The following is a 21,564-nucleotide window of genomic DNA, read 5'->3' on the forward strand; positions in this document are numbered from 1 at the left end:
TGCTCAAAAAAGGTGCAGCTCAACCTTCAGATGTTACAGGCACGCCCGACGCCAGATTTTCACCTGCCTGTTGTAGCTGATACATCTGCCAGTAGCGTCCCTGCATCGCCAGCAGTTGCTGATGGGTACCCTGCTCCACCACACGACCGCGATGAAGCACCAGAATCTTGTCCGCTTCCACAATCGTTGATAGTCGGTGCGCAATCACCACCAGCGTACTGTGCTGACGAAGCGTCGCAAGTGTCTGCTGAATCGCCTGTTCGGTACCGGAGTCGATATTGGCTGTTGCCTCGTCGAGGATAAGTATCTGCGGCAGATCAACCAGTACCCGGGCCAGCGCCAGCAGCTGCTTCTGTCCGACCGACAAATTATTGCCCTGCTCGCCCAGCCGGGTATGAATTCCCTCTGGTAAAGCCTGCGCCAGTGGCGCCAGCTGTACCTGCTGGAGCACCTGCCAGACAGCCTCTTCACTGATGTCGCGGCCCAGCCGGACATTGGCCAGCAGCGTATCGGCCAGTACGACCGGATCCTGCTGCACCATCGCGATACCGTGTCGCAGCACGGCATGACTCAGGTCACCAATAGGCCGGTCATCAATCCGGATTTCGCCGCGCGTCACCGGGTAGTAGCCCATCAGCAAATTAGCCAGAGTACTCTTGCCGCTGCCGGTATGGCCCACCAGTGCCACGAATTCACGCGGTGCGACGTCAAGATTGATATCACTGAGTACATCGCGGTTTTCACGGTAGGCAAAACTGAGATTGTTCAGGGTGATACGACCTGAAGCCAGTGGCTGCGGGTCGATGCCATATTGCTGCTGCGTAGCATCCATCAGCTCGAAAATACGCTCACCAGAAACCACCGCCTGTTGCAGCATCGATTGCTGCGTGGTCAGCTCAATCAGCGGCTCATTCAGGCGGCCCAGGTAAGTAATAAAGGCATACAACACCCCGACTTCAAACACGCCAGGCACCGAGAAGCTGAACAGGATCAGCAACCCACACAGTACCATCGCTGAAAACAGGCTCAACAGAGGGCGCAGCAGAAAGCCATCAAGACGCAGCGTCTCCATTCGCGCCAGATAGTGGGAGCGACTCGCTTCGCCCATACGCTCACCAAATCGCGCCTGCTGGCGAAACTGCTGAATCACGCTCATGCCGCTGATCACTTCGTTAAAGCCGTTGTTAATGTCTGCCAGATAACTACGAACCCGTCGGGCAATCGGCGTGCTGTAGCGCTGATAGATAAACATGACTATCAGTACCAGCGGGAAGATCATCATCGCCACCAGTGCCATACGCCAGTCAAGGCTGAACATCGCTACCATCATGGCACCAACGAGTGCAGCACTGCGCAGCACAGTGGAGACCACCGTGACGTAGAGATCGCGGATGACTTCGGTGTCGTTCGTCACACGCGAAATGATTTGACCGACCGGCTGGGTATCAAAGGCGCTCAGCGGCTGACAGAGTGCTGCATTCATCACGTCACAGCGCAACTGCTGGACCACGCCAATCGCGGCACGGTTGAATAACAGCGCCTGCCAGTAGTGCAGCCCGGCGGCCAGTAACTGAAGCAGGATAAAACTCACCACCAGTCCGGCAACGATACCCCAGGGCATCTGATGCTTCGCCACCAGATTATCAATAAAATAGCTGACCAGCACCGGGCCGGTCACTTCCGCTGCGGCAGCAATCCAGAGCATGCCAACCGCCAGCGACAGAGATTTGCGCCATGGCTTGCCGTAGCTCAGCAGACGCTTCAGGGTTGGCCACAAGCGTGCAGACTTAGCCATGCGGCACTCCTTTCTCATTTTCATCATCATCCAGTGCCGCTTCGAGTTGCTGATACCGGTACATATCACGATACCAGCCAGCACTGCTGGCCAGCGCATCGTGATCGCCTCGCTGCATCACACTGCCCTGTTGCAGCACCAGAATTTCACTGGCTTCTGTCAGCGCCGACAGGCGGTGTGCGCTGATAATCAGTGTTTTCCCCTGCCCCCAGATGCGCAGATTATGCAGGATTTCGTGTTCGGTACGTCCATCCACTGCAGAAAGTGCGTCGTCCAGAATCAGGATTTCGGCATTCAGCAGGAGTGCCCTGGCAATTGAAAGACGCTGCTTCTGTCCACCGGACAGCATGACGCCGCGCTCCCCGACTTCCGTTTCATAACCCTGCGGCAGACGCAGGATATCGTCATGAACACAGGCCAGCATAGCTGCACGTTCTATCTCCAGCTGGGTTGCGCCCGGTTTCCCCAATGCAATATTGTTCGCCACACTGTCTGAGAACAGGAACGGTGTCTGGCTGACTACGGCCAGACGGCTGCGCCAGCTGTCCAGCCGTAACTGCGGCAGCGGGATCTGATGGTAGCGGATGTCACCCTGCTGAATATCAAAGTGACGCTGAATCAGGCTGAGCAGTGTGCTTTTGCCACTGCCGGTTGGCCCGCACAGTCCCAGCATCTCACCGGGTTTCAACTGGAAGATGATATCGCTTAGCACCGGACCCGTGCTGGCCGGATAGTGAAAGGCGCGAATAGCGACCTGCAGCATGCCGGGTTGAGGGGGTAACGATTTATCGCCATCTTCCACCGCTGGCGCTTCTGCCAGCAGCGCACCGATGCGGCTCCAGGCGGCGCTGCCGCGTTCGACAATATTAAACATCCACGCCAGCGCCAGCATTGGCCAAATCATCAGGCCGAGATACATCACAAAGCTGGTGAGCTGTCCCAGCGTCATCTGATCATGCCACACCATCCAGCTGCCGCCGCCAATCGCCAGCAGGTTTGAGAAACCGATCGCGATGTAGATTGTGGGATCGAAACGGGCATCGACTCGTGCTACACGCAGGTTTTTTTCCCCGGTATCGCGGGCGATGTCGGAAAATTGCTGCGACTGATGCTGTTCCAGACCAAAAGCTTTGATCATCCGGATGCTGGTCAGGCTCTCCTGCGTCTGATCGTTGAGGCTGGAGAAGGCCGCCTGTGCCAGCTTAAAGCGGTGGTGCAACTGATTACCGTAACGATGGATCACGATAGCCATAATCGGCATCGGTACCAGCGCCAGCAGCGTCAGTTGCCAGCTGATCTGAGTACTCATCACCAGCAACACCACACATCCCATCACCAGCGAATCGACCAGCGTCAGTACCCCTTCTCCGGCCGCAAACACCACGCGGTCCACGTCGTTGGTGGCGCGCGCGATCAGGTCGCCGGTGCGGTGACGCAGGTAAAATGCCGGTTGCTGACGACTTAACTGGCGATAAAAATCTTCGCGCAGTTCAACCGCCAGCTGGTAGGAGGCACCAAACAACAGGACGCGCCAGACATAGCGCAGCAGATAGACCACTATTGCCGTTGCCAGCATGATCCCAATCCACATCATGATGCGGCTTGAACTCATGTTGTCACGTGTTACACCATCGACAATCACGCCGACAACATGCGGCGGCAGCAACTGCAGAATAGCAATAACAATAAGCAGGATGACCGCGCCCAGATAGCGCCGCCACTCCCGCAGGAAATACCAACTTAACTGACTGAATAATCGCACAACGCTGCTCTCAATCTCAGGCCCTCAGAGGGCGACAGGTAAAGCCGTGGTGTATTTAATCTCTTCCATGGCGAAGCTGGACGTCACATCAATCAGGCCGGGCACCCCATTGACGACTCGCTTGTAAAAAGCATCATAGCTTTTCATATCGGCCACCTGAATGCGCAGCAGGTAATCATACTCGCCTGCCATGCGATAAAAGGCCATGACCTCCGGCATGCTACTCACTACGGAGACAAAAGTCTGATACCAGTCGCGGCTGTGCTGCTGGGTTTTCACAAACATAAATGCCGTCAGTGACAGTCCGATTTTATCACCATCCAGCAACGCTACCCGAGCGCGAATAATGCCATCATCTTCCAGTTTTTTAAGGCGCTTCCAGCAGGGTGTGGTGGTAAGGTTGACGGCATCCGCCAATGCCTGCAGTGACAGGGTACAGTCCTGCTGCAGTAGCGCGAGCAATTTGAGGTCAGTTTTATCTAACATTCGGGGCTCCGAGAGAATCATTTTCTCCATTACCGCGATTTTAGCGGTAATATTGCAATCTCTTTTTCCTGCACGTGCCATAAAATAGTCTCATTATTTTTTATCGGACGCCTGAGATGCACACTTGCTGGATTCGTCACGCTATCAACGAAATTAATGCTGACTTTCAACGATCGGCAGAGACCCACTTGATCCGGTTCGATCTGGCGGATTTTCCCGGCATCTGGTTCTATCTGAAAGATGAGAGCACCCATCCCAGTGGCAGTCTTAAACATCGGCTGGCACGATCTCTGTTTCTTTACGGCCTTTCTAATGGCTGGATTAAACAGGATACGCCGATTATAGAAGCCTCGTCAGGCAGCACTGCCGTTTCTGAGGCGTACTTCGCAAGGCTGCTGGGCCTGCCGTTTATTGCAGTGATGCCCGCCAGTACAGCGAAGCGTAAAATTGAGCAGATCGCGTTTTATGGCGGACAGTGCCATTTTGTCGAAGATCCCTGCCAGCTTTACGCAGAGTCTGAACGGCTGGCGCGGCAGCTGAATGGCCATTTTATGGATCAGTTTACTTACGCTGAACGCGCGACAGACTGGCGTGGCAATAACAACATTGCAGAGAGCATCTTTCGTCAGATGCAGCATGAACCCTATCCCATTCCCCATACTGTCATCATGAGTGCAGGCACCGGCGGCACTTCAGCGACCCTGGGCCGCTATATTCGTTACCAGGGACTGGAAACGAAAATGCTGGTGGTGGATCCGCAGCATTCTGTCTTTTTCGACTACTGGAGGCAGCGTGATGCCACTCTGACCAGCACACGCGGCAGCATGATCGAGGGGATTGGCCGTCCACGGGTAGAACCCTCGTTTATGCCTGACGTGATCGATGAAATGATAAAAGTGCCGGATGGTGCGACGCTGGCCGCCATGCTGAAACTGGAAAAAATTCTGGGACGCAAACCTGGCGCCTCTACCGGCACTAATTTCTGGGGCATGATGCAGGTGGCGAAACGCTTACGGGCGGCAAATCAGCAAGGGGCGCTGGTGACACTGCTGTGCGACAGTGGCGAACGTTATCCCGATAGCTACTATCAGCCAGAGTGGGTAGCAAAACATATTGGCGATATCACGCCGTGGCAGCGCGAGCTGGAATAAAAAACCGGACATCCTGTCCGGTGCACGGCAATCCTCAGCATTCGGGGGAATACGCGAGGTCAGGTGTAGCCAGCCAGTGATTTAAATAGTGAGACACTGCCTGTGTCTCGCAATGCCCTAATACGGTTAAATGCGGAAGTGCGGCTTTCAGCTGCGCCATCGCATTGCCCATGATGAAGCCCTGCCCGACCTGCGCCAGCATCTCGCGATCGTTCATCGCATCACCAAACGCCATACATTCCGCCATTGTCAGCGACAGGTGATCACATAACAGCGCCAGCGCGCTGCCTTTGTTGCAGTGAGCGGGCAAGACCTCCAGCGTGTCCACCCCAGAGAAGCAGACCGTAGCCTGCTCGCCCAATGCGGCATCCAGCGAGATCTTTAGCCGACACAGATTCTGATGCTGATCAATAAAGCAGATTTTTGTCACCTGATGCGCAGGCAGCTTTTTAAGATCGCACAGTTGATAACCGAATCCGCTCATCTGATGGGCCACCAGCAGCTCCGGAGCAGGTCGATCGGTAAACCACCCCTGATTGTTGAAAATATGGATTGTCGCGGTGGTATCCCAGTGGCGGTGGATGACCTCTTCAGCGACGGCAGGAGGCAGATCACGTGCGAAGATAAGATTGCCAGACCGATCGTGTACGCGGGTGCCATTACCGGTGATCAGCCATGCGGGAAGTGTCATTTTTTCCCGCAGGATCTGCATTTCCAGTAGATGGCGGCCCGTTGCAAGCGCGAGATTAACACCACGCAGATGCAATGCCTGCAAACTCTCCAGAGTCTGCTGACCCAACTGATGATTCGGCAGCAACAATGTGCCATCCATATCGAACGCGGCTAAACGCACCATGATTCCCCTCCTGCTGAAAGATAGCTTTACTATTGCCTGTTAATTGCGGAACTAATAGTGAATACTTTAAAAAAACTGTTCCGGGTTTAGCATGCGCCAACTTAATCGTCTTAATCAGTTTCAACGTCTGTGGCAGCAGAGTCTGGGCGCCTCTCAGCAGACCTGCGTGGCAGAGATGGCGCGCCACTGTATCTGCAGCGAACGCCATCTGCGAACGTTGCTGTCACAGTGGCAGCACGCAGGCTGGCTTCGCTGGCATGGCGAGCCAGGCCGTGGCAAGCAGGGGCAATTAACGTTTCTGCAAACGCCCGAACAATTACGACAGCAGTTGCTGCAACGGCAGCTTGATGCCGGAGAGGCGGCGGATGCTTTGCAGTTGCTGGATCTGGCACCGGAAAGGCTGATCAATATGCTGCGGCCACTCATGGGTGGTCAGTGGCAGAACGATACGCCGGTTCTGCGCATTCCCTACTATCGCCCGATGGAAAGCACTGAGCCGCGCCAGATTGCCGGACGGGCTGAACAGCATCTGGTGCGCCAGATCTGCTCAGGACTGACCCGGTTTGAGCAGGATGAGCCGGTGGGCGATTTGGCACACCACTGGCAACATGATGAGGCATCTTGTAGCTGGTTATTCTGGTTACGGCCTCAGCTAATGTGGCACAACGACGAGCCAGTGCAGGCCGCACAACTGGTGACGCAATTCCGTCAGCTGTTGCACGATACGCGCGTGCGTGTATTGCTGGCTGATGTCATTAGCGTGGATGCCCCCCATCCGCTTGCGCTGCGGTTTATCCTGCGACGCCCTGACTTCTGGCTGCCTCATCGCCTTGCCCATCTGTTATGCCTGTTGCCTCATCCTGATGATGCTGTCATTGGCAGCGGCCCATGGAAACTGGCGCACTTTAGTCCTGAGCTGGTCAGGATTGAAAGTCATTCCCGCTGGCATCTGCAGCGGCCGCTGTTGCAAGCCGTTGAGTACTGGATTACGCCTCAGTTGTTTGATCCTGCTCTCGGCAGTAGCTGTCGTCATCCGGTGCAAATTGCCATAGGGGATGCCAATGAGCTCAGGACGTTACAACCGGTGAGCAGCAGCATCAGTCTGGGCTTCTGTTATCTGGTCTGCCGACCACGAGCCGGATTTACGCGCGATCAGGCACGTACGCTTTTTCAGCTAATCCAGCAAAGCGGCATCGTCAGCCGGTTGCCACTGGATGAAGGATTAATCACGCCCAGCAGCGAACTGTTACCTGGCTGGGATGTGCCGCGGATTAATAGTGTCCCGGTCCCCTTGCCGGCGACACTGACGCTGCATTATCAGTTACCGGTTGAATTACACCAGATGTCACAGGCGCTGGTTGCCCTGTTAAAACGGCACGGTTGCAGCCTGAACGTGGTGTTTCACCCGGTAAAAAACTGGCACCGCATCGAGCAACTTGATGAAGCAGATATCGTGATGGGTGACAGACTGATTGGCGATGCGCCGGTCTTTACATTGGCCAACTGGTTGCAGAGCGATCCGCTATGGCGGCCGCTGTGGGTCACATCACAGGGCGAAGACGTCCAGGCGCAACTGCTGGCTATTCAGCAGATCGCGGACAGCAACAGTCGTACTCACACGCTTCACCAGCTTTATCATCAGCTGATGGTGGAGGGCGTTCTGCTGCCGCTGTTTAATTATCGCTACCAAATCCACGCACCGCCTGGCGTTGAAGGCATTGAGCTCAACACCCTGGGCTGGTTCGATTTCAGTCGCGCATGGATTCCACCGCCCATTGATCCGCCTTGCAGCTGTTCAGCAGCGGACTGAGGCATTACCATAAGCGCAAAATTAATGACCAGGAAAACACCATGAAACGCGCTGTTGTAGTTTTCAGCGGTGGACAAGACTCCACTACCTGTCTGATTCAGGCCTTAGAGCAATATGATGAGGTTCACTGCGTCACGTTCGATTATGGACAACGCCACCGGGAAGAGATTGAGGTTGCCCGGGATCTGGCCATTAAACTGGGCGCGCGCGCACATAAAGTGCTGGATGTGACCATGCTGAACGAACTCGCCGTCAGCAGCCTGACACGGGATAACATTCCGGTGCCGGCTTACAATCCTGAGGCCAGTGGTTTACCCAGTACGTTCGTACCGGGCCGCAATATTCTCTTTCTGACGCTGGCCTCGGTTTACGCCTATCAGGTTGAAGCGGAAGCGGTGATCACTGGCGTCTGTGAGACCGATTTCTCTGGCTATCCCGATTGCCGTGATGAGTTTGTTAAAGCGCTGAACCATGCGGTGTCGCTTGGCATGGCGCGCGAGGTTCGTTTTGAGACGCCGCTGATGTGGCTCAACAAAGCGGAAACCTGGGCGCTGGCGGACTACTGGCAGCAGCTTTCGCTGGTACGCGAGCAGACGCTGACCTGCTATAACGGCGTGAAAGGTGACGGATGTGGTGAGTGTGCTGCCTGCCATTTACGGGCTAATGGCTTGCAGGGGTATCTCAACGATCGTGATAGCGTAATGGCCGCGATGAAAGCCAAGAGCGGCCTTAGTTAAGGCACTCTGGCGTGGCGGCAGAGAATTTCGTTTGCCGCCTTTACCCAGTTTATGCCATCAGACGCATCAGTCGCTCGCGTAATTCTCCTTCCAGCGCAACCGCCTTCTGGGTCCGCAAATCAATACAGACAAACGTGAGTGCGGCATCCGCCACGACGGTTTCCTGACCTGCCAGCAAAACCCGCTGCGCAATAATGCCGCTTTTACCATTCAACTGCGTGATTGCACTGTCGATAGTGAGTACGTCGCCCAGCACGGCCGGGCGACGATAATTGATGTTGATGTTGACCACCACAAAAGCCAGTTTCTGTTCCTGCAACCAGTGGAATGCTTCAACCTCTTCCAGCCATTCCCAGCGAGCTTCCTCAAGAAACTCAAGATAGCGTGCATTGTTGACGTGCTGATAGACATCCAGATGATAGCCGCGCACTTTTATGGTGGTCTGCATGGTCATGCTCTCCTGCTACTGTAAGTTAACTGGTTGGACCTGTTCACTTTAGCAGAGTCGCCTGCTCAGCGCGGCTTAAGCATCACAGATGTGTACTGCCTCACAATTTCAGCCTGCCCGCATTCCGCTCTATCAACGCGTTGCCAATGCCTGGCACTTCGCTAAGTTGCTGAATTGCGCTAAAGGGCCCGTACTGTTCGCGATAGCTCACAATCGCCTGGGCTTTTTTCAACCCTACCCCATTCATGACGGCAGTGAGCTGTTCCGCTGTCGCATCATTGATACTGACCTGCTCCTGCTGTGGCTGTAATGGTGATGCCGGCTTTGACGTGGATAGTGCGCTCTGCGTGACAGCGTCGCTGGCAGATTCAGAGGCCGCAGAGACGCTGGTGTGACAGAGTGCACCACTCAGCGCGAGGGAAAGATAAAGGGCAACGAGTTTAGGTTTAGCCATGCTGTGTTTCTCCTTGTGTGTAAACAGCAGCGACAGCGTGTCACCGCTGCGCACAAGGCACAAAAGTGGAATTGCAGAAATGGAAAAGGCCGCGAATGCGGCCTTTGATTGTTACTGTTGTTGCACTGTTTCTGCGAGGCTTACTGCATTTGTGCAGCAGCGCCGTACTTAATTTTGGCTTCTTTACGCAGGTTTTGCAGCAACGCTTCAAACGTCAGCTGTGCATTATTCTGCGTGACGCCTTTGACCATTTCGTCAATCTGCGCCTGCGGCATGCTGCCAGTTTTAACTTTATCAACCGCCACCAGTACCACGTTGCCCTGCATATCTTCGCTCACACCCCATGAACGTTTATTTTCGGCGGGCTGAGGGAGATTAAAGGCCGCCTGTGCAACAGGATCCTGCGCATTACGGTCAACAGTTTTGCTGGCGCTGAGGGTAAGACCCGCGGCAGTCAGCGCATCCTGCTTACCGGCTTTGAGATCGGTCAGAAGTTTATCCGCCTGGGCTTTCGCCTGCTGCGTCGCTTTATCATGCTTAAGCGTGTCCGTGATCTGCGCATTAACCTGATCCAGCGGTTTTACCGCTTCTGGCTTGTGCTCACTGATACGCAGCACAAAGGCACGATCGCCATCAACAGTGATGATATCTGAGTTGTTGCCCGGCGCGCCGTTTTGCCCCACAAGGCCACCATTAAAGATCGCCTGCTTCACCGCATCGAAGTTCAGTGCGTCTGGCAGCGTATCCTGGCTGAACCAGCCGGTCTCTTTCGCTTTCAGACCCGAAGCCTGCTCCGCACCCGCCAGTGACTCATTGTCATTGCTGGCTGCTTCGCTGACTTTCTGTTGCAGTTTGTAGAAGGCATCAACGCCCTTTTCCTGCTTCACTTTCGCGGCAATGGCGCTGCGAACGTCATCCAGCGGCTTAACCTGTTCTGGCTGAATATCGTCGAGACGAACGACCAGGAAACCCACAGAGGATTTGATCACGCCTGACATCTGGCCTTTCTGGGTCAGACCCGCATTTTTCAGCTCATCCGGCGTCGTTGACGGTTCCAGCCAGCCCATATCACCGCCCTTACGCGCAGAAATCGGGTCGATTGATTTGGCTTTCGCCACATCCGCGAAGCTGGCGCCACCTTTCAGCTGGGCCAGTACCGCATTGGCATCCGCTTCAGTTTTAGTCTGAATCACGCTGTAACGCGTACGCAGCGGCTGTGTATAGTCTGCTTTATGCTGGTCGTACCAGGCCTGAATATCCGCCTCGCTGGCATCCTGCTGCATGCTGGCCGCATCCATCAGGATATAGCTGACACGGAACTGTTCCGGCGCCATAAAACTGGTTTTATGCTGCTGATAATACTGAGTGATTTCATCGTCGGTGACGGTTTGCTTTGCCGCCAGCGCATTGACGTCCAGCGTCGCCTGACGAATGTCACGCTGTTGTGAAACCAGGTCCACCAGTTTGCTGGCTTCGCCTTTGAGCGTGAAATCGGTGTTAGCAACGGCATTAATCAGCTGCTGATTAGAAAGTTGCTTACGCAATGCTTCAGCGTACTGGTCAGCACTGAAACCCATGTTGCCGATCAGAGCCAGATATTTCGCATTGTCGAATTTGCCGTTAGTCTGGAAAGCCTGCTGATTGAAGATAGCCTGCTTAACCTGCTCGTCACTAATGCTGAGGTGGAGATCTTTGATATAGCTGTCAAGCAGCGCCTGATCGATTAACTGCGACAGCGCCTGCTGGCGGATCTGCTGCATGTAGCCATCGTTGCTGGCCAACTGCGAGAACTGGTCGCCCAGCATCTGCTGCTGACGGCTGCGTTCGCTGTTGAACGCCTGCTCCAGCTGTCCACGGCTGATCTCCTGACCATTGACTTTGGCCGCATAATCGTTATTGCCGCCAATCAGATAGTTGCCAACGCCCGTCAGCACAAAGGAGACCATAATCAGTCCCAGAATAATCTTGAGCACGACATTGTTCGACGCCGCGCGTAAATTGTCCATCATGGTATGGCAACACTCCGCTGTAGTGTGAATGTAAAGCTCGGTCGCAATTCGCCACTCACTGGCGACTCACGCAACTGCAGGCTTAGCTGGCAGTCTCAATCCGGTCCAGGTCCATCTTACGGCCCGATTCTCACCGGTTAAAACAAAAAAGGCACATCAGATTGATGTGCCCGTATGTTACATGAGAACGGGTTAATCGTCCTCTAATCCACTGAAGAAAATGCGTCAATGAATCTATTCGTTGTTATTAATTGACAGCGTCTTTCAATGCTTTACCAGCACGGAAACCGGGAACTTTACCGGCCGGAATGGTGATCTCTTTACCGGTTTGCGGATTACGACCGGTACGTGCAGCGCGGTCACGCACAGAGAATGTGCCGAAACCCACCAGAGCCACTTCATCACCCTCTTTCAGCGCATCTGAAACTGAGCCCATAAATGCATCTAAAACACGTCCTGCAGCAGCTTTAGAAATATCAGCATCGGCAGCAATTTTGTCGATCAATTGTGACTTATTCACTCTATTCATCCCCTCTTTTATTATTTCACATCGCACCCTGCATCCAGCCAGGTCCGAGCGCGCAGCAAGTTATATCAAGCCAGTGACGCCGAAACAACGTAATTTCTCTGAGAACGTCGCGTCGGCAGCCACCTAAATTAGCGGCACAAAAAAAAGCTGGCAAGCGCCAATTGCCTTGCCAGCTCCGCTTTTTAACGGTTTATGCCGTTAATCACTATTTTGCTGTCGCGACCTGCATGCCGTATGGCGCATTTTCAAGTGCCAGATTCAGCACCTCTTCAATGCGTTTCACCGGATGAATCTCCAGATCGGCAATCACGTTCTGTGGAATTTCTTCCAAATCACGCTTGTTGTCGTCCGGGATCAGCACAGTTTTAATACCGCCACGGTGTGCTGCCAGCAGTTTTTCTTTCAGCCCACCAATCGGCAGTACCTGACCACGAAGGGTAATCTCACCGGTCATGGCGACATCTGCACGAACCGGGTTACCGGTCAGACAGGAAACCAGCGCAGTACACATGGCGATACCGGCACTTGGACCATCTTTCGGTGTGGCGCCTTCTGGCACGTGAACGTGAATATCACGTTTTTCGTAGAAGTCACCATTGATGCCAAGCTTCTCGGCACGGGCACGCACTACGGTCAGTGCAGCCTGAATCGACTCCTGCATCACTTCACCCAGAGAACCGGTGTAAGTCAGTTTGCCTTTACCCGGCACGCAGGCGGTTTCAATGGTCAGCAGATCGCCACCCACTTCCGTCCAGGCCAGGCCAGTAACCTGACCGACACGGTTTTCACTGTCAGCACGGCCATAGTCAAAGCGCTGTACGCCCAGGAAGTCCTTGAGGTTTTCGCCATTGATGGTGATGTGCTTCTTAGTCTTGTCCATCAGCAGTGATTTCACCGCTTTACGACACAACTTCGACAGCTCACGCTCAAGGCTACGCACACCGGCTTCACGGGTGTAGTAACGGATAATGCCGACAATCGCGCTGTCTTCAACCGTAATTTCGCTGGCTTTCAGGGCATTACGTTCAATCTGCTTAGTCAGCAGATGCTGCTTAGCGATATTCAGCTTTTCATCTTCGGTGTAACCCGACAGACGAATCACTTCCATACGATCCAGCAGCGGTGCCGGAATGTTCATTGAGTTCGACGTTGCCACAAACATCACATCAGAGAGGTCATAGTCGACTTCCAGATAGTGGTCGTTGAACGCAATGTTCTGCTCAGGATCAAGCACTTCCAGCAGGGCAGACGCAGGATCGCCACGCATGTCAGAAGACATTTTGTCGATCTCATCCAGCAGGAACAGCGGGTTTTTAACCCCCACTTTCGCCATTTTCTGGATTAATTTACCCGGCATAGAGCCGATGTAAGTACGGCGGTGACCACGGATTTCTGCTTCATCACGCACGCCACCCAGCGCCATACGCACATATTTACGTCCGGTCGCTTTCGCGATCGACTGACCCAGAGAAGTTTTACCTACCCCTGGCGGTCCGACGAGGCAGAGAATCGGCCCTTTGATTTTGCTGACGCGACTTTGAACCGCAAGATACTCAAGAATACGATCCTTCACGCGCTCCAGGCCGTAATGGTCGGTATCCAGCGTCTCCTGCGCTTTACGCAGATCTTTCTTCACTTTGCTGCGCGCGTTCCACGGAACCTGAACCATCCAGTCGATGTACCCGCGAACCACGGTGGCTTCAGCGGACATCGGGGACATCATTTTCAGTTTCTGCAGTTCAGCTTCTGCTTTCTCACGCGCTTCTTCCGGCATTTTTGCCGCGTCGATTTTGCGTTTTAACGCTTCGTACTCATCAGGCGCGTCGTCCATCTCGCCCAGCTCTTTCTGAATCGCCTTCATCTGCTCATTCAGATAGTACTCGCGCTGGCTTTTCTCCATCTGCTTCTTAACACGGTTGCGAATACGCTTCTCAACCTGCAGCAGATCGATTTCAGATTCCATCATCGCCATCAGATATTCCAGACGCTCGTTGACGTCGGACATCTCCAGCACAGACTGTTTGTCTGCCAGTTTCAGTGGCATATGTGCTGCGACGGTGTCGGCAAGGCGGGCCGCATCGTCAATGTTGTTCAGCGAGGTTAAAACCTCTGGTGGGATCTTTTTATTGAGTTTGATGTAGCCTTCAAACTGATTGATCGCCGTGCGCACCAGCACTTCCTGCTCGCGCTCTTCGATCTCTGGCGAAACCAGATATTCAGCTTGTGCCACAAAATGGTCACCGTTATCGGCCAGCGTCGTAATGTGGGCGCGCTGTAAACCTTCGACCAGAACTTTGACGGTGCCGTCCGGCAGTTTCAGCATTTGCAATACTGAGGCAACGGTCCCTACTGAAAAGAGATCGTTAATGCCAGGTTCATCCGTTGAAGCCTCTTTCTGTGCGACCAGCATGATTTTTTTATCATGATCCATTGCGGCTTCAAGGCACCGAATTGATTTTTCCCGGCCAACAAACAACGGAATTACCATGTGCGGATAAACCACCACGTCGCGCAGCGGCAACACGGGGATTTCAATGCGTTCAGAACGCTCAGGATTCATAGAGCTCTCTCTTTGTTTAATGTCCGCCAGGTGATGGGAACCGCATCAGGCAGGTATGCAGTTAAACCCACAGGTATCTGAGTATATGGGGATGCTTATCCGACATTCAACGTCACAGAGGCGAGAAAAGCAAAAGGGGAAACATTTTCCCCTTTTTTATTATGACAACATGGACGATCTGTTTAATTATTCGCCAGACGCCTGCGCTTCATGCTTACCATAGATCAACATGGGCTCAGACTGACCTTCAATAACTGATTCATCGATCACTACTTTTTCCACGTCGTCCATGGAAGGCAGATCATACATCGTTTCCAGCAATGCGCCTTCCACGATGGAACGCAGACCACGTGCACCGGTTTTACGTGACATCGCTTTCTTCGCAATGGCAGTTAACGCCTCGTCACGGAACTCCAGCTCAACGCCTTCCAGGTTAAACAGCGCCTGGTACTGTTTCGTCAGGGCGTTTTTAGGTTCACGCAGAATCTGAATCAGTGCTTCTTCGCTCAGTTCGCTCAGGGTGGCAACCACTGGCAGACGACCGATGAACTCAGGAATCAGACCAAATTTGATCAAATCCTCAGGTTCACACTGTGAAAGCAATTCGCCTTCGCTGGCTTTCTGCGACTTCCCTTTCACGGTGGCGCCGAAACCGATACCGGATCCGGTTTCAACACGCTGGGAAATCACTTTGTCCAGGCCGGCAAATGCGCCGCCGCAGATAAACAGAATTTTCGAGGTATCAACCTGCAAAAACTCCTGCTGCGGATGCTTACGTCCACCCTGAGGTGGAACGGCAGCGACGGTGCCTTCAATCAGCTTAAGCAGAGCCTGCTGTACGCCTTCACCTGACACATCACGGGTAATCGACGGGTTATCTGACTTGCGTGAGATTTTGTCGATTTCATCGATATAAACGATGCCGCGCTGTGCTTTCTGAACGTCGTAATCACACTTCTGCAGCAGTTTCTGGATGATGTTTTCAACGTCTTCACCCACATAACCGGCTTCAGTCAGCGTAGTGGCGTCAGCCATGGTGAACGGCACATCCAGCAGGCGTGCAAGGGTCTCTGCCAGCAGCGTTTTACCACTACCGGTCGGGCCAATCAGCAGAATGTTACTTTTGCCCAGTTCGATGCCATTGCTGGTATCGCCGTTGCGCAAACGCTTATAGTGGTTGTAAACCGCAACCGCCAGCACCTTCTTCGCTCTTTCCTGGCCGATGACATAATCATCAAGGTGATGGCGAATTTCATGTGGGGTTGGCAACGCACTGCGTTCACGATGCGGCGCAACTTCTTTAATCTCTTCGCGAATGATGTCGTTGCACAGGTCAACACATTCATCGCAGATATACACTGACGGCCCGGCAATCAGCTTTCGCACTTCATGCTGGCTTTTGCCGCAAAAAGAGCAGTACAGCAACTTTCCTGAACCGTCTTTGCGCTTATCTGTCATCAGTTAACCTCTTCTAGTTCTCAGGCCATACACGCGTACGGCTCAGGCCGTGCATAGACGGCCGAAATTCATTCAACCCATAATAGTACCGTTGTCTTGTTAACTATAGACCAGGGACAACGGTAAGTCGGGTCTTATTGGCGATGCGTCAGAATTGAATCGACTAATCCATACTCTACCGCTTCACTTGCAGAGAGGAAACGATCACGCTCGGTATCGCGCTCAATTTCTTCCAGCGTTTTACCAGTATGCTCAGCCATCAGCTCATTCATACGCTGCTTAACTTTCAGGATCTCGCGCGCATGGATCTCAATATCTGACGCCTGACCCTGATAGCCGCCCAGCGGCTGGTGGATCATTACACGTGAGTTTGGCAGACAGAAACGTTTGCCTTTGGTACCCGCCGTCAGCAGGAACGCACCCATTGAACAGGCCTGTCCCATACAGATGGTGCTGACATCCGGTTTAATAAATTTCATGGTGTCGTAGATCGACATACCGGCCGTGATCACACCGCCAGGTGAGTTGATGTACAGATAGATATCTTTTTCCGGATTTTCAGCTTCCAGAAACAGCATCTGCGCCACAATCAGATTTGCCATGTGGTCTTCAACCTGGCCGGTCAGAAAAATGACACGCTCTTTCAGCAGACGGGAGTAGATGTCGTATGAACGCTCACCACGCGAAGTTTGTTCAACCACCATTGGCACCAACGCATTGTGCGGTGCAGTATATTCACGATCGCCACTGTATGACATTACCGTCTCCTGGATAAATTTCATTGGCAACATTCTGTACCGATTCTACGTAAGACGCGCGGGAAACTCCACGTCGCACCTTTTCCGACACCTTCAGGACGGTTAATCAGCCAGCCTCACTCTCATTTCTGCATACTCCCATTATCTGGGGATGCTGCACGCATGTTTCAAGCATAACAATCTTTTCCCTGTTCGCTAACCCGGAAAAAGCGATGCGTGAATAATTTGCCGATTAATTAAACAAATAGCAGCGAAGAGTGCCGTTCTGTACGCAAAACACAAAAAAGCCCGTGACTTTTCAGTCACGGGCTTAGCACAGACGGTTAAATGTGAGATCAGGCCTGAGCGGTCTGATTCATCAGATCCTGGAAGTTGGTCTCTTTCTCAGTCACTTTAGCTTTCGCCAGGACTGCTTCAACCGCTTGCTCTTCCAGCGCGACGTTGCGCATATTGTTCATCAGCTCGTTATTCTTGCTGTAGAACTCGATCACTTCCTGCGGATCTTCATACGCAGAAGCCATCTCTTCGATCATGGTGCTTACGCGTGCTTCGTCAGCTTTCAGCTCATGGGTACGAATCACTTCGCCCAGCAGCAGACCGACAACAACACGGCGTTTAGCCTGCTCTTCGAACAGTTCGCGTGGCAGTTCCAGCGCCTGCTGTTCGTTGCCACCGAAACGCTGTGCAGCCTGACGACGCAGAACGTCGATTTCGCTGTCAACCAGCGCAGCTGGCACGTCGATTTCGTTAGCTTCAACCAGACCGTCGATCGCCTGCGTTTTGATGCGGTTACGGATAGCGCCTTTCAGCTCGCGATCCATGTTCTTACGCACTTCGGTACGCAGACCGGCAACTGAACCATCTTCAACGCCGAAACGTTTGATGAACTCTTCAGTCAGCTCTGGCAGTTCGCGCGTTTCAACTTTCTTCAGCACGATCTCGAACTTCGCATCTTTCCCTTTCAGGGTTTCTGCGTGGTAGTCGTCCGGGAATTTCACGTCGATAGTGAAAGTCTCGCCCGCTTTGTGACCCACAACGCCTTCTTCAAAGCCTGGGATCATGCGGCCCTGGCCCATGGCCAGAACGAAATCAGTGGCTTTGCCGCCTTCGAACTCTTCACCGTCAACAGAACCGTTGAAATCGATAGTGGCACGATCTTCCGGGCCTGCAGCAGCGTCGCTTTCGATCCAGTTGGCCTGCTGCTTACGCAGCGTGTCCAGCATGGTATCAACGTCAGCGTCAGTGACTTCAACGACCGGTTTTTCGACTTCGATGTTTTCCAGGCCTTTCAGCTCAACTTCCGGATAAACTTCGAATTCAACCGAGTAAGTGAAATCCTGACCTTCTTTGTACTCACCTGGCACGTAGTTTGGTGCGCCAGCCGGGTTAATTTTTTCTTTGATGATGGCGTCAACGAAGTTGCGCGTCATCAGCTCGCCCAGCACGTCCTGACGGACAGAAGCGCCATAACGCTGCGCAACGATGTTCATCGGCACTTTGCCTTTACGGAAACCATCGATACGGACTTTCCTGGCAACGTCAACCAGTTCTTTTTTTACTGCACTTTCGATGCTGTCAGCTGCAACAGTAATCGTAATGCGACGGCCCAGGCCCTGAGTGGTTTCTACAGAAACTTGCATCTTGTTACCTCAAAAAATCACGTGCTCGGTCAACTTCAGACACCACACATAGTGAAATGCGCCGTATCCAACAACCGGGACGGCTTCCGTGAAGAGAACCTGATCCCTGTTACCAGAAGCGTCCCGAAGACATTCCGGAAAAATAGACGCAGCATTATAGCGGCATCGCTGGAATGAGTCGAGGACGCTAACTCACCACTTTTCAGCAGGTTTGCTGCTTTTTTGAGCCAGGGATCGCGTTTTTCGCTAAATAAAAGAAAAAACGGCCCGCAGGCCGTTTTGGAGAAGGGAGGTCAGGCGAGTGTGCCAGCACCGCGGCAGTTAGGCGAAGCCAGTACGGTATCCTGCAATCCTTCCCACTCTTTCAGTGTATAAGTATGCAGGGCTAAAGCATGAACGCTGCCCGCTAATTCAGCCGCCAGCTCGCCATAAATCAAGCGATGACGCGCCAGAAAGCGCTGGCCTGCAAAACAGTCGCTGACAATGACCACTTTGAAGTGACTTTCAGAGCCGGCAGGAACGTTGTGCCGGTAGCTTTCGTCATGCACTTCCAGATGAGCTGGCTGAAATGCCACACGCAGCTTTTCTTCTATTTGTTCGCGGATCATGGCTATAACTCCTCAATGGCGAGCGCGGTGCCCCATCTCATTCAATCTTAGTCGCTTTTAGTGCGCTTACCCGTCAGCAGAGGCTAAATATTGCATTTTATGTCAGCCCGCTTCCGACGCGCATAATAACGTAGCTGAAACGAACAGCAAACTAACCTGTCAGAGAAGGGGCTTAAAACGGTTTCAGACACAATTTCACCGGCAACAGGGCTTTTTTCACTGCCGGGCAATGCTATGATGCCTCCAGTTTTTGCAAACCCCCCCCCTGACACCAACGAGAAAAAGTATGTTGAAAAAACTGTTATTCCCACTGTTGGCTGCGTTCATTTTAGCCGGCTGTGCAACCAGCAATAATACTCTGACAATCCAGCCTAAAATTCAGTTGCCACAGCAGGATCCGGGCCTGATGGGCGTGACTGTCAGCATCAACGGTGCCGACCAGCGTAAAGATCAGGCGCTGGCAAAAGTAAACCGTGATGGTCAGCTAGTGACCTTGACACCTTCGCGCGATCTGCGTTTCCTGCTGCAGGAAGTGCTGGAGAAACAGATGACCGCTCGCGGTTATATGGTTGGTCCTAATGGCGCGGTAGACCTTCAGATTGTGGTTAACAACCTCTATGCTGACGTGACGCAGGGCAATGTGCGCTATAGCATCACCACCAAAGCGGACATCTCGATCATTGCGACCGCAAAAAACGGCAACAAACAGGTTAAAAACTACCGCCAGACTTACAGCGTAGAAGGCGCGTTCAACGCCAATAACCAGAAGATCACCAACGCGGTTAACTCCACCATGAGCGATGTGATCGCGGATATGGCGCAGGACACCAGCGTCAACGACTTCATCAAGCAAAACGCCCGTTAACACCCTCTCTCTTCTGCCCTGCCTTGTGCAGGGCATTTTGTTATCTGCAGGATCCGCATGAACCACTACCTTCGCCTCTTCAGCCAGAAAAACGCCGCCGTATTGTTGCTCCTTGGGTTCGCTTCGGGATTGCCGCTGGCACTGACATCGGGCACGTTGCAGGCGTGGATGACGGTGGAAAATGTCGATTTGAAAACCATTGGCTTCTTTTCGCTGGTCGGCCAGGCCTACGTCTTTAAATTTCTCTGGTCACCCATGATGGACCGCTATACGCCGCCGTTTCTGGGCCGGCGCCGCGGCTGGTTGCTGCTCAGTCAGCTGGCGCTGGTGGGGGGAATTTTCGCGATGGGATTTCTGCAACCAGGACGCGATCTGACCCTGATGGCCGCGCTGGCGGTGCTAATCGCTTTCTGCTCCGCCTCTCAGGATATTGTCTTTGATGCCTGGAAAACGGATATCCTGCCACCTGAAGAACGTGGCAGTGGTGCCGCGATTACCGTGCTGGGTTATCGTCTGGCGATGCTGATTTCAGGCGGACTGGCGTTGTGGCTGGCTGACCGCTATCTGGGCTGGCAGGCAACCTACTGGCTGATGGCGCTGATGATGGTGCCGGGTATTATCGCGACGCTTGCGGCCAGCGAGCCCGACACGCGCATCTCTACCCCACATTCGCTGCGTCAGGCGGTAGTTGATCCCCTTAAGGATTTTTTCCAGCGCAACAACGCCTGGCTGCTGATTACCCTGATTATTCTTTACAAGCTGGGCGATGCATTCGCCGCCTCGCTGACCACCACCTTTTTGATTCGTGGCGTTGGCTTCAATGCCGGTGACGTCGGCCTGGTCAACAAGACGCTGGGCCTGCTGGCGACGATTATCGGAGCGCTCTATGGCGGTGTTCTGATGCAGCGCCTAAGTCTGTTCCGGGCACTGATGATTTTTGGCGTGCTGCAGGCAGTCTCAAACTTTGGTTACTGGCTGCTGGCGGTGACCGACAAACAATTGTGGAGTATGGCCAGCGCGGTTTTTGTTGAAAACCTGTGCGGCGGCATGGGCACGGCGGCCTTCGTGGCCCTGTTGATGACCCTTTGCAACAAATCCTTCTCTGCAACACAGTTTGCCCTGCTGTCGGCGCTCTCAGCTGTTGGTCGGGTCTATGTTGGCCCGGCTGCGGGCTGGCTGGTTGAACTCTGGGGCTGGCCAACATTTTATGCTTTTACGGTATTTGCAGGACTGCCTGGCCTGCTACTGCTGACTTTTTGCCGACACACACTGAATCAGGTCGAGCAAAGTGGCAATTTCCTCACACGAAGCTACTATCCTCATGGTTATCGCTGGACTAATCGTCTGTTTGCAGCCGGATGTGGCGTACTGGCTCTCTGGCTGGTAGCGCTGGCACTGAATGCACTGGGACTGACGGCGCTGGCACCGCTGCTGACCCGCCTGTTCGAGCTGGGCATGACCCTCTCCTTACTGGCGGTGCTGGCCGGGGTGTTGCTGGATTACCGGGCGCTGAAGAAAACGCCGGTGTTACCTGCATCAGATGCTTAAGTAAAATCGATAGGTTAACGGGCGGCGACTTATTTTATGCCATGCCGATAAGTCGCCATCATTTATCATCGCGTGTTATTTTTAAAAAAT

General features: G+C 53.4%; 18 protein-coding genes. 5 read left to right on the plus strand and 13 right to left on the minus strand.

Translation table 11 applies throughout. From position 1 onward, the window contains the following. Positions 1–19 precede the first annotated feature (19 nt). The 3 genes from P2R09_RS06590 to P2R09_RS06600 are packed head-to-tail and all read right to left on the minus strand — an operon-like array spanning position 20 to position 4,043. Positions 20–1,795, minus strand: coding sequence for a SmdB family multidrug efflux ABC transporter permease/ATP-binding protein (locus tag P2R09_RS06590; RefSeq protein ID WP_008924906.1), 1,776 nt, complete (start codon positions 1,793–1,795; stop codon positions 20–22). Then, on the minus strand, positions 1,788–3,557 hold the full coding sequence (locus P2R09_RS06595) for a SmdA family multidrug ABC transporter permease/ATP-binding protein (RefSeq protein WP_003850473.1): 1,770 nt from the start codon (positions 3,555–3,557) through the stop codon (positions 1,788–1,790). Before P2R09_RS06595 ends, P2R09_RS06590 begins: the two co-directional genes overlap by 8 nt. Positions 3,558–3,581: 24 nt before the next feature. Further along, on the minus strand, positions 3,582–4,043 hold the full coding sequence (locus P2R09_RS06600; protein ID WP_033742960.1) for an Lrp/AsnC family transcriptional regulator: 462 nt from the start codon (positions 4,041–4,043) through the stop codon (positions 3,582–3,584). A gap of 116 nt (positions 4,044–4,159) precedes the next feature. On the opposite strand from P2R09_RS06600, the gene P2R09_RS06605 reads away from it, so the two are divergent. Next, positions 4,160–5,194 carry a PLP-dependent cysteine synthase family protein gene (locus P2R09_RS06605; protein WP_008924903.1) on the plus strand — a complete coding sequence of 345 codons (1,035 nt, stop codon included), beginning with the start codon at positions 4,160–4,162 and terminating at the stop codon, positions 5,192–5,194. Positions 5,195–5,228: 34 nt separating this feature from the next. Here P2R09_RS06605 and cof read toward each other — a convergent pair whose 3' ends face one another. Continuing rightward, on the minus strand, positions 5,229–6,050 hold the full coding sequence (gene cof, locus P2R09_RS06610; protein WP_275768226.1) for an HMP-PP phosphatase: 822 nt from the start codon (positions 6,048–6,050) through the stop codon (positions 5,229–5,231). A gap of 91 nt (positions 6,051–6,141) precedes the next feature. On the opposite strand from cof, the gene P2R09_RS06615 reads away from it, so the two are divergent. Further along, the gene (locus tag P2R09_RS06615; protein ID WP_275768228.1) at positions 6,142–7,860 is read left to right on the plus strand and encodes an SgrR family transcriptional regulator; all 1,719 of its coding nucleotides are present in this window, start codon (positions 6,142–6,144) and stop codon (positions 7,858–7,860) included. Between the two features lie 41 nt (positions 7,861–7,901). After that, complete coding sequence (queC, locus tag P2R09_RS06620) at positions 7,902–8,597, plus strand: 7-cyano-7-deazaguanine synthase QueC (RefSeq protein WP_275768229.1); 696 nt, start codon at positions 7,902–7,904, stop codon at positions 8,595–8,597. A gap of 49 nt (positions 8,598–8,646) precedes the next feature. Here the strand turns inward: queC and P2R09_RS06625 are convergent, their stop codons facing one another. The 9 genes from P2R09_RS06625 to bolA form a co-directional block, all read right to left on the minus strand. Then, the gene (locus tag P2R09_RS06625; protein WP_003850485.1) at positions 8,647–9,045 is read right to left on the minus strand and encodes a YbgC/FadM family acyl-CoA thioesterase; all 399 of its coding nucleotides are present in this window, start codon (positions 9,043–9,045) and stop codon (positions 8,647–8,649) included. Between the two features lie 100 nt (positions 9,046–9,145). Beyond that, complete coding sequence (locus tag P2R09_RS06630; RefSeq protein WP_275768232.1) at positions 9,146–9,499, minus strand: helix-hairpin-helix domain-containing protein; 354 nt, start codon at positions 9,497–9,499, stop codon at positions 9,146–9,148. 140 nt (positions 9,500–9,639) lie between these two features. Then, positions 9,640–11,508 carry a peptidylprolyl isomerase gene (gene ppiD / locus P2R09_RS06635; RefSeq protein WP_275768233.1) on the minus strand — a complete coding sequence of 623 codons (1,869 nt, stop codon included), beginning with the start codon at positions 11,506–11,508 and terminating at the stop codon, positions 9,640–9,642. Positions 11,509–11,755: 247 nt separating this feature from the next. Continuing rightward, positions 11,756–12,028 carry a nucleoid-associated protein HU-beta gene (hupB, locus tag P2R09_RS06640; protein ID WP_033731763.1) on the minus strand — a complete coding sequence of 91 codons (273 nt, stop codon included), beginning with the start codon at positions 12,026–12,028 and terminating at the stop codon, positions 11,756–11,758. Positions 12,029–12,242: 214 nt separating this feature from the next. Continuing rightward, complete coding sequence (lon, locus tag P2R09_RS06645; RefSeq protein WP_003850493.1) at positions 12,243–14,597, minus strand: endopeptidase La; 2,355 nt, start codon at positions 14,595–14,597, stop codon at positions 12,243–12,245. 186 nt (positions 14,598–14,783) lie between these two features. Continuing rightward, entirely contained in the window at positions 14,784–16,055 is a 1,272-nt protein-coding gene (clpX, locus tag P2R09_RS06650) for an ATP-dependent protease ATP-binding subunit ClpX (protein WP_003850494.1), read from the minus strand. 134 nt (positions 16,056–16,189) lie between these two features. Next, positions 16,190–16,813, minus strand: coding sequence for an ATP-dependent Clp endopeptidase proteolytic subunit ClpP (gene clpP, locus P2R09_RS06655; RefSeq protein ID WP_003850496.1), 624 nt, complete (start codon positions 16,811–16,813; stop codon positions 16,190–16,192). 335 nt (positions 16,814–17,148) lie between these two features. Then, the gene (tig, locus tag P2R09_RS06660) at positions 17,149–18,453 is read right to left on the minus strand and encodes a trigger factor (RefSeq protein WP_275768236.1); all 1,305 of its coding nucleotides are present in this window, start codon (positions 18,451–18,453) and stop codon (positions 17,149–17,151) included. Positions 18,454–18,746: 293 nt separating this feature from the next. Further along, positions 18,747–19,061, minus strand: coding sequence for a transcriptional regulator BolA (gene bolA / locus P2R09_RS06665; RefSeq protein WP_008924895.1), 315 nt, complete (start codon positions 19,059–19,061; stop codon positions 18,747–18,749). A 286-nt stretch (positions 19,062–19,347) separates the two neighbouring features. Here bolA and P2R09_RS06670 point away from each other — a divergent pair, with 286 nt between their 5' ends. Further along, the gene (locus P2R09_RS06670) at positions 19,348–19,926 is read left to right on the plus strand and encodes a lipoprotein (protein ID WP_275768240.1); all 579 of its coding nucleotides are present in this window, start codon (positions 19,348–19,350) and stop codon (positions 19,924–19,926) included. 57 nt (positions 19,927–19,983) lie between these two features. Then, the gene (ampG, locus tag P2R09_RS06675) at positions 19,984–21,474 is read left to right on the plus strand and encodes a muropeptide MFS transporter AmpG (RefSeq protein WP_008924893.1); all 1,491 of its coding nucleotides are present in this window, start codon (positions 19,984–19,986) and stop codon (positions 21,472–21,474) included. Positions 21,475–21,564: the final 90 nt, after the last annotated feature.

It is taken from the genome of Pantoea sp. Cr_R13 (assembly GCF_029222565.1).
Classification (GTDB): Bacteria; Pseudomonadota; Gammaproteobacteria; order Enterobacterales; family Enterobacteriaceae; genus Pantoea; species Pantoea eucalypti.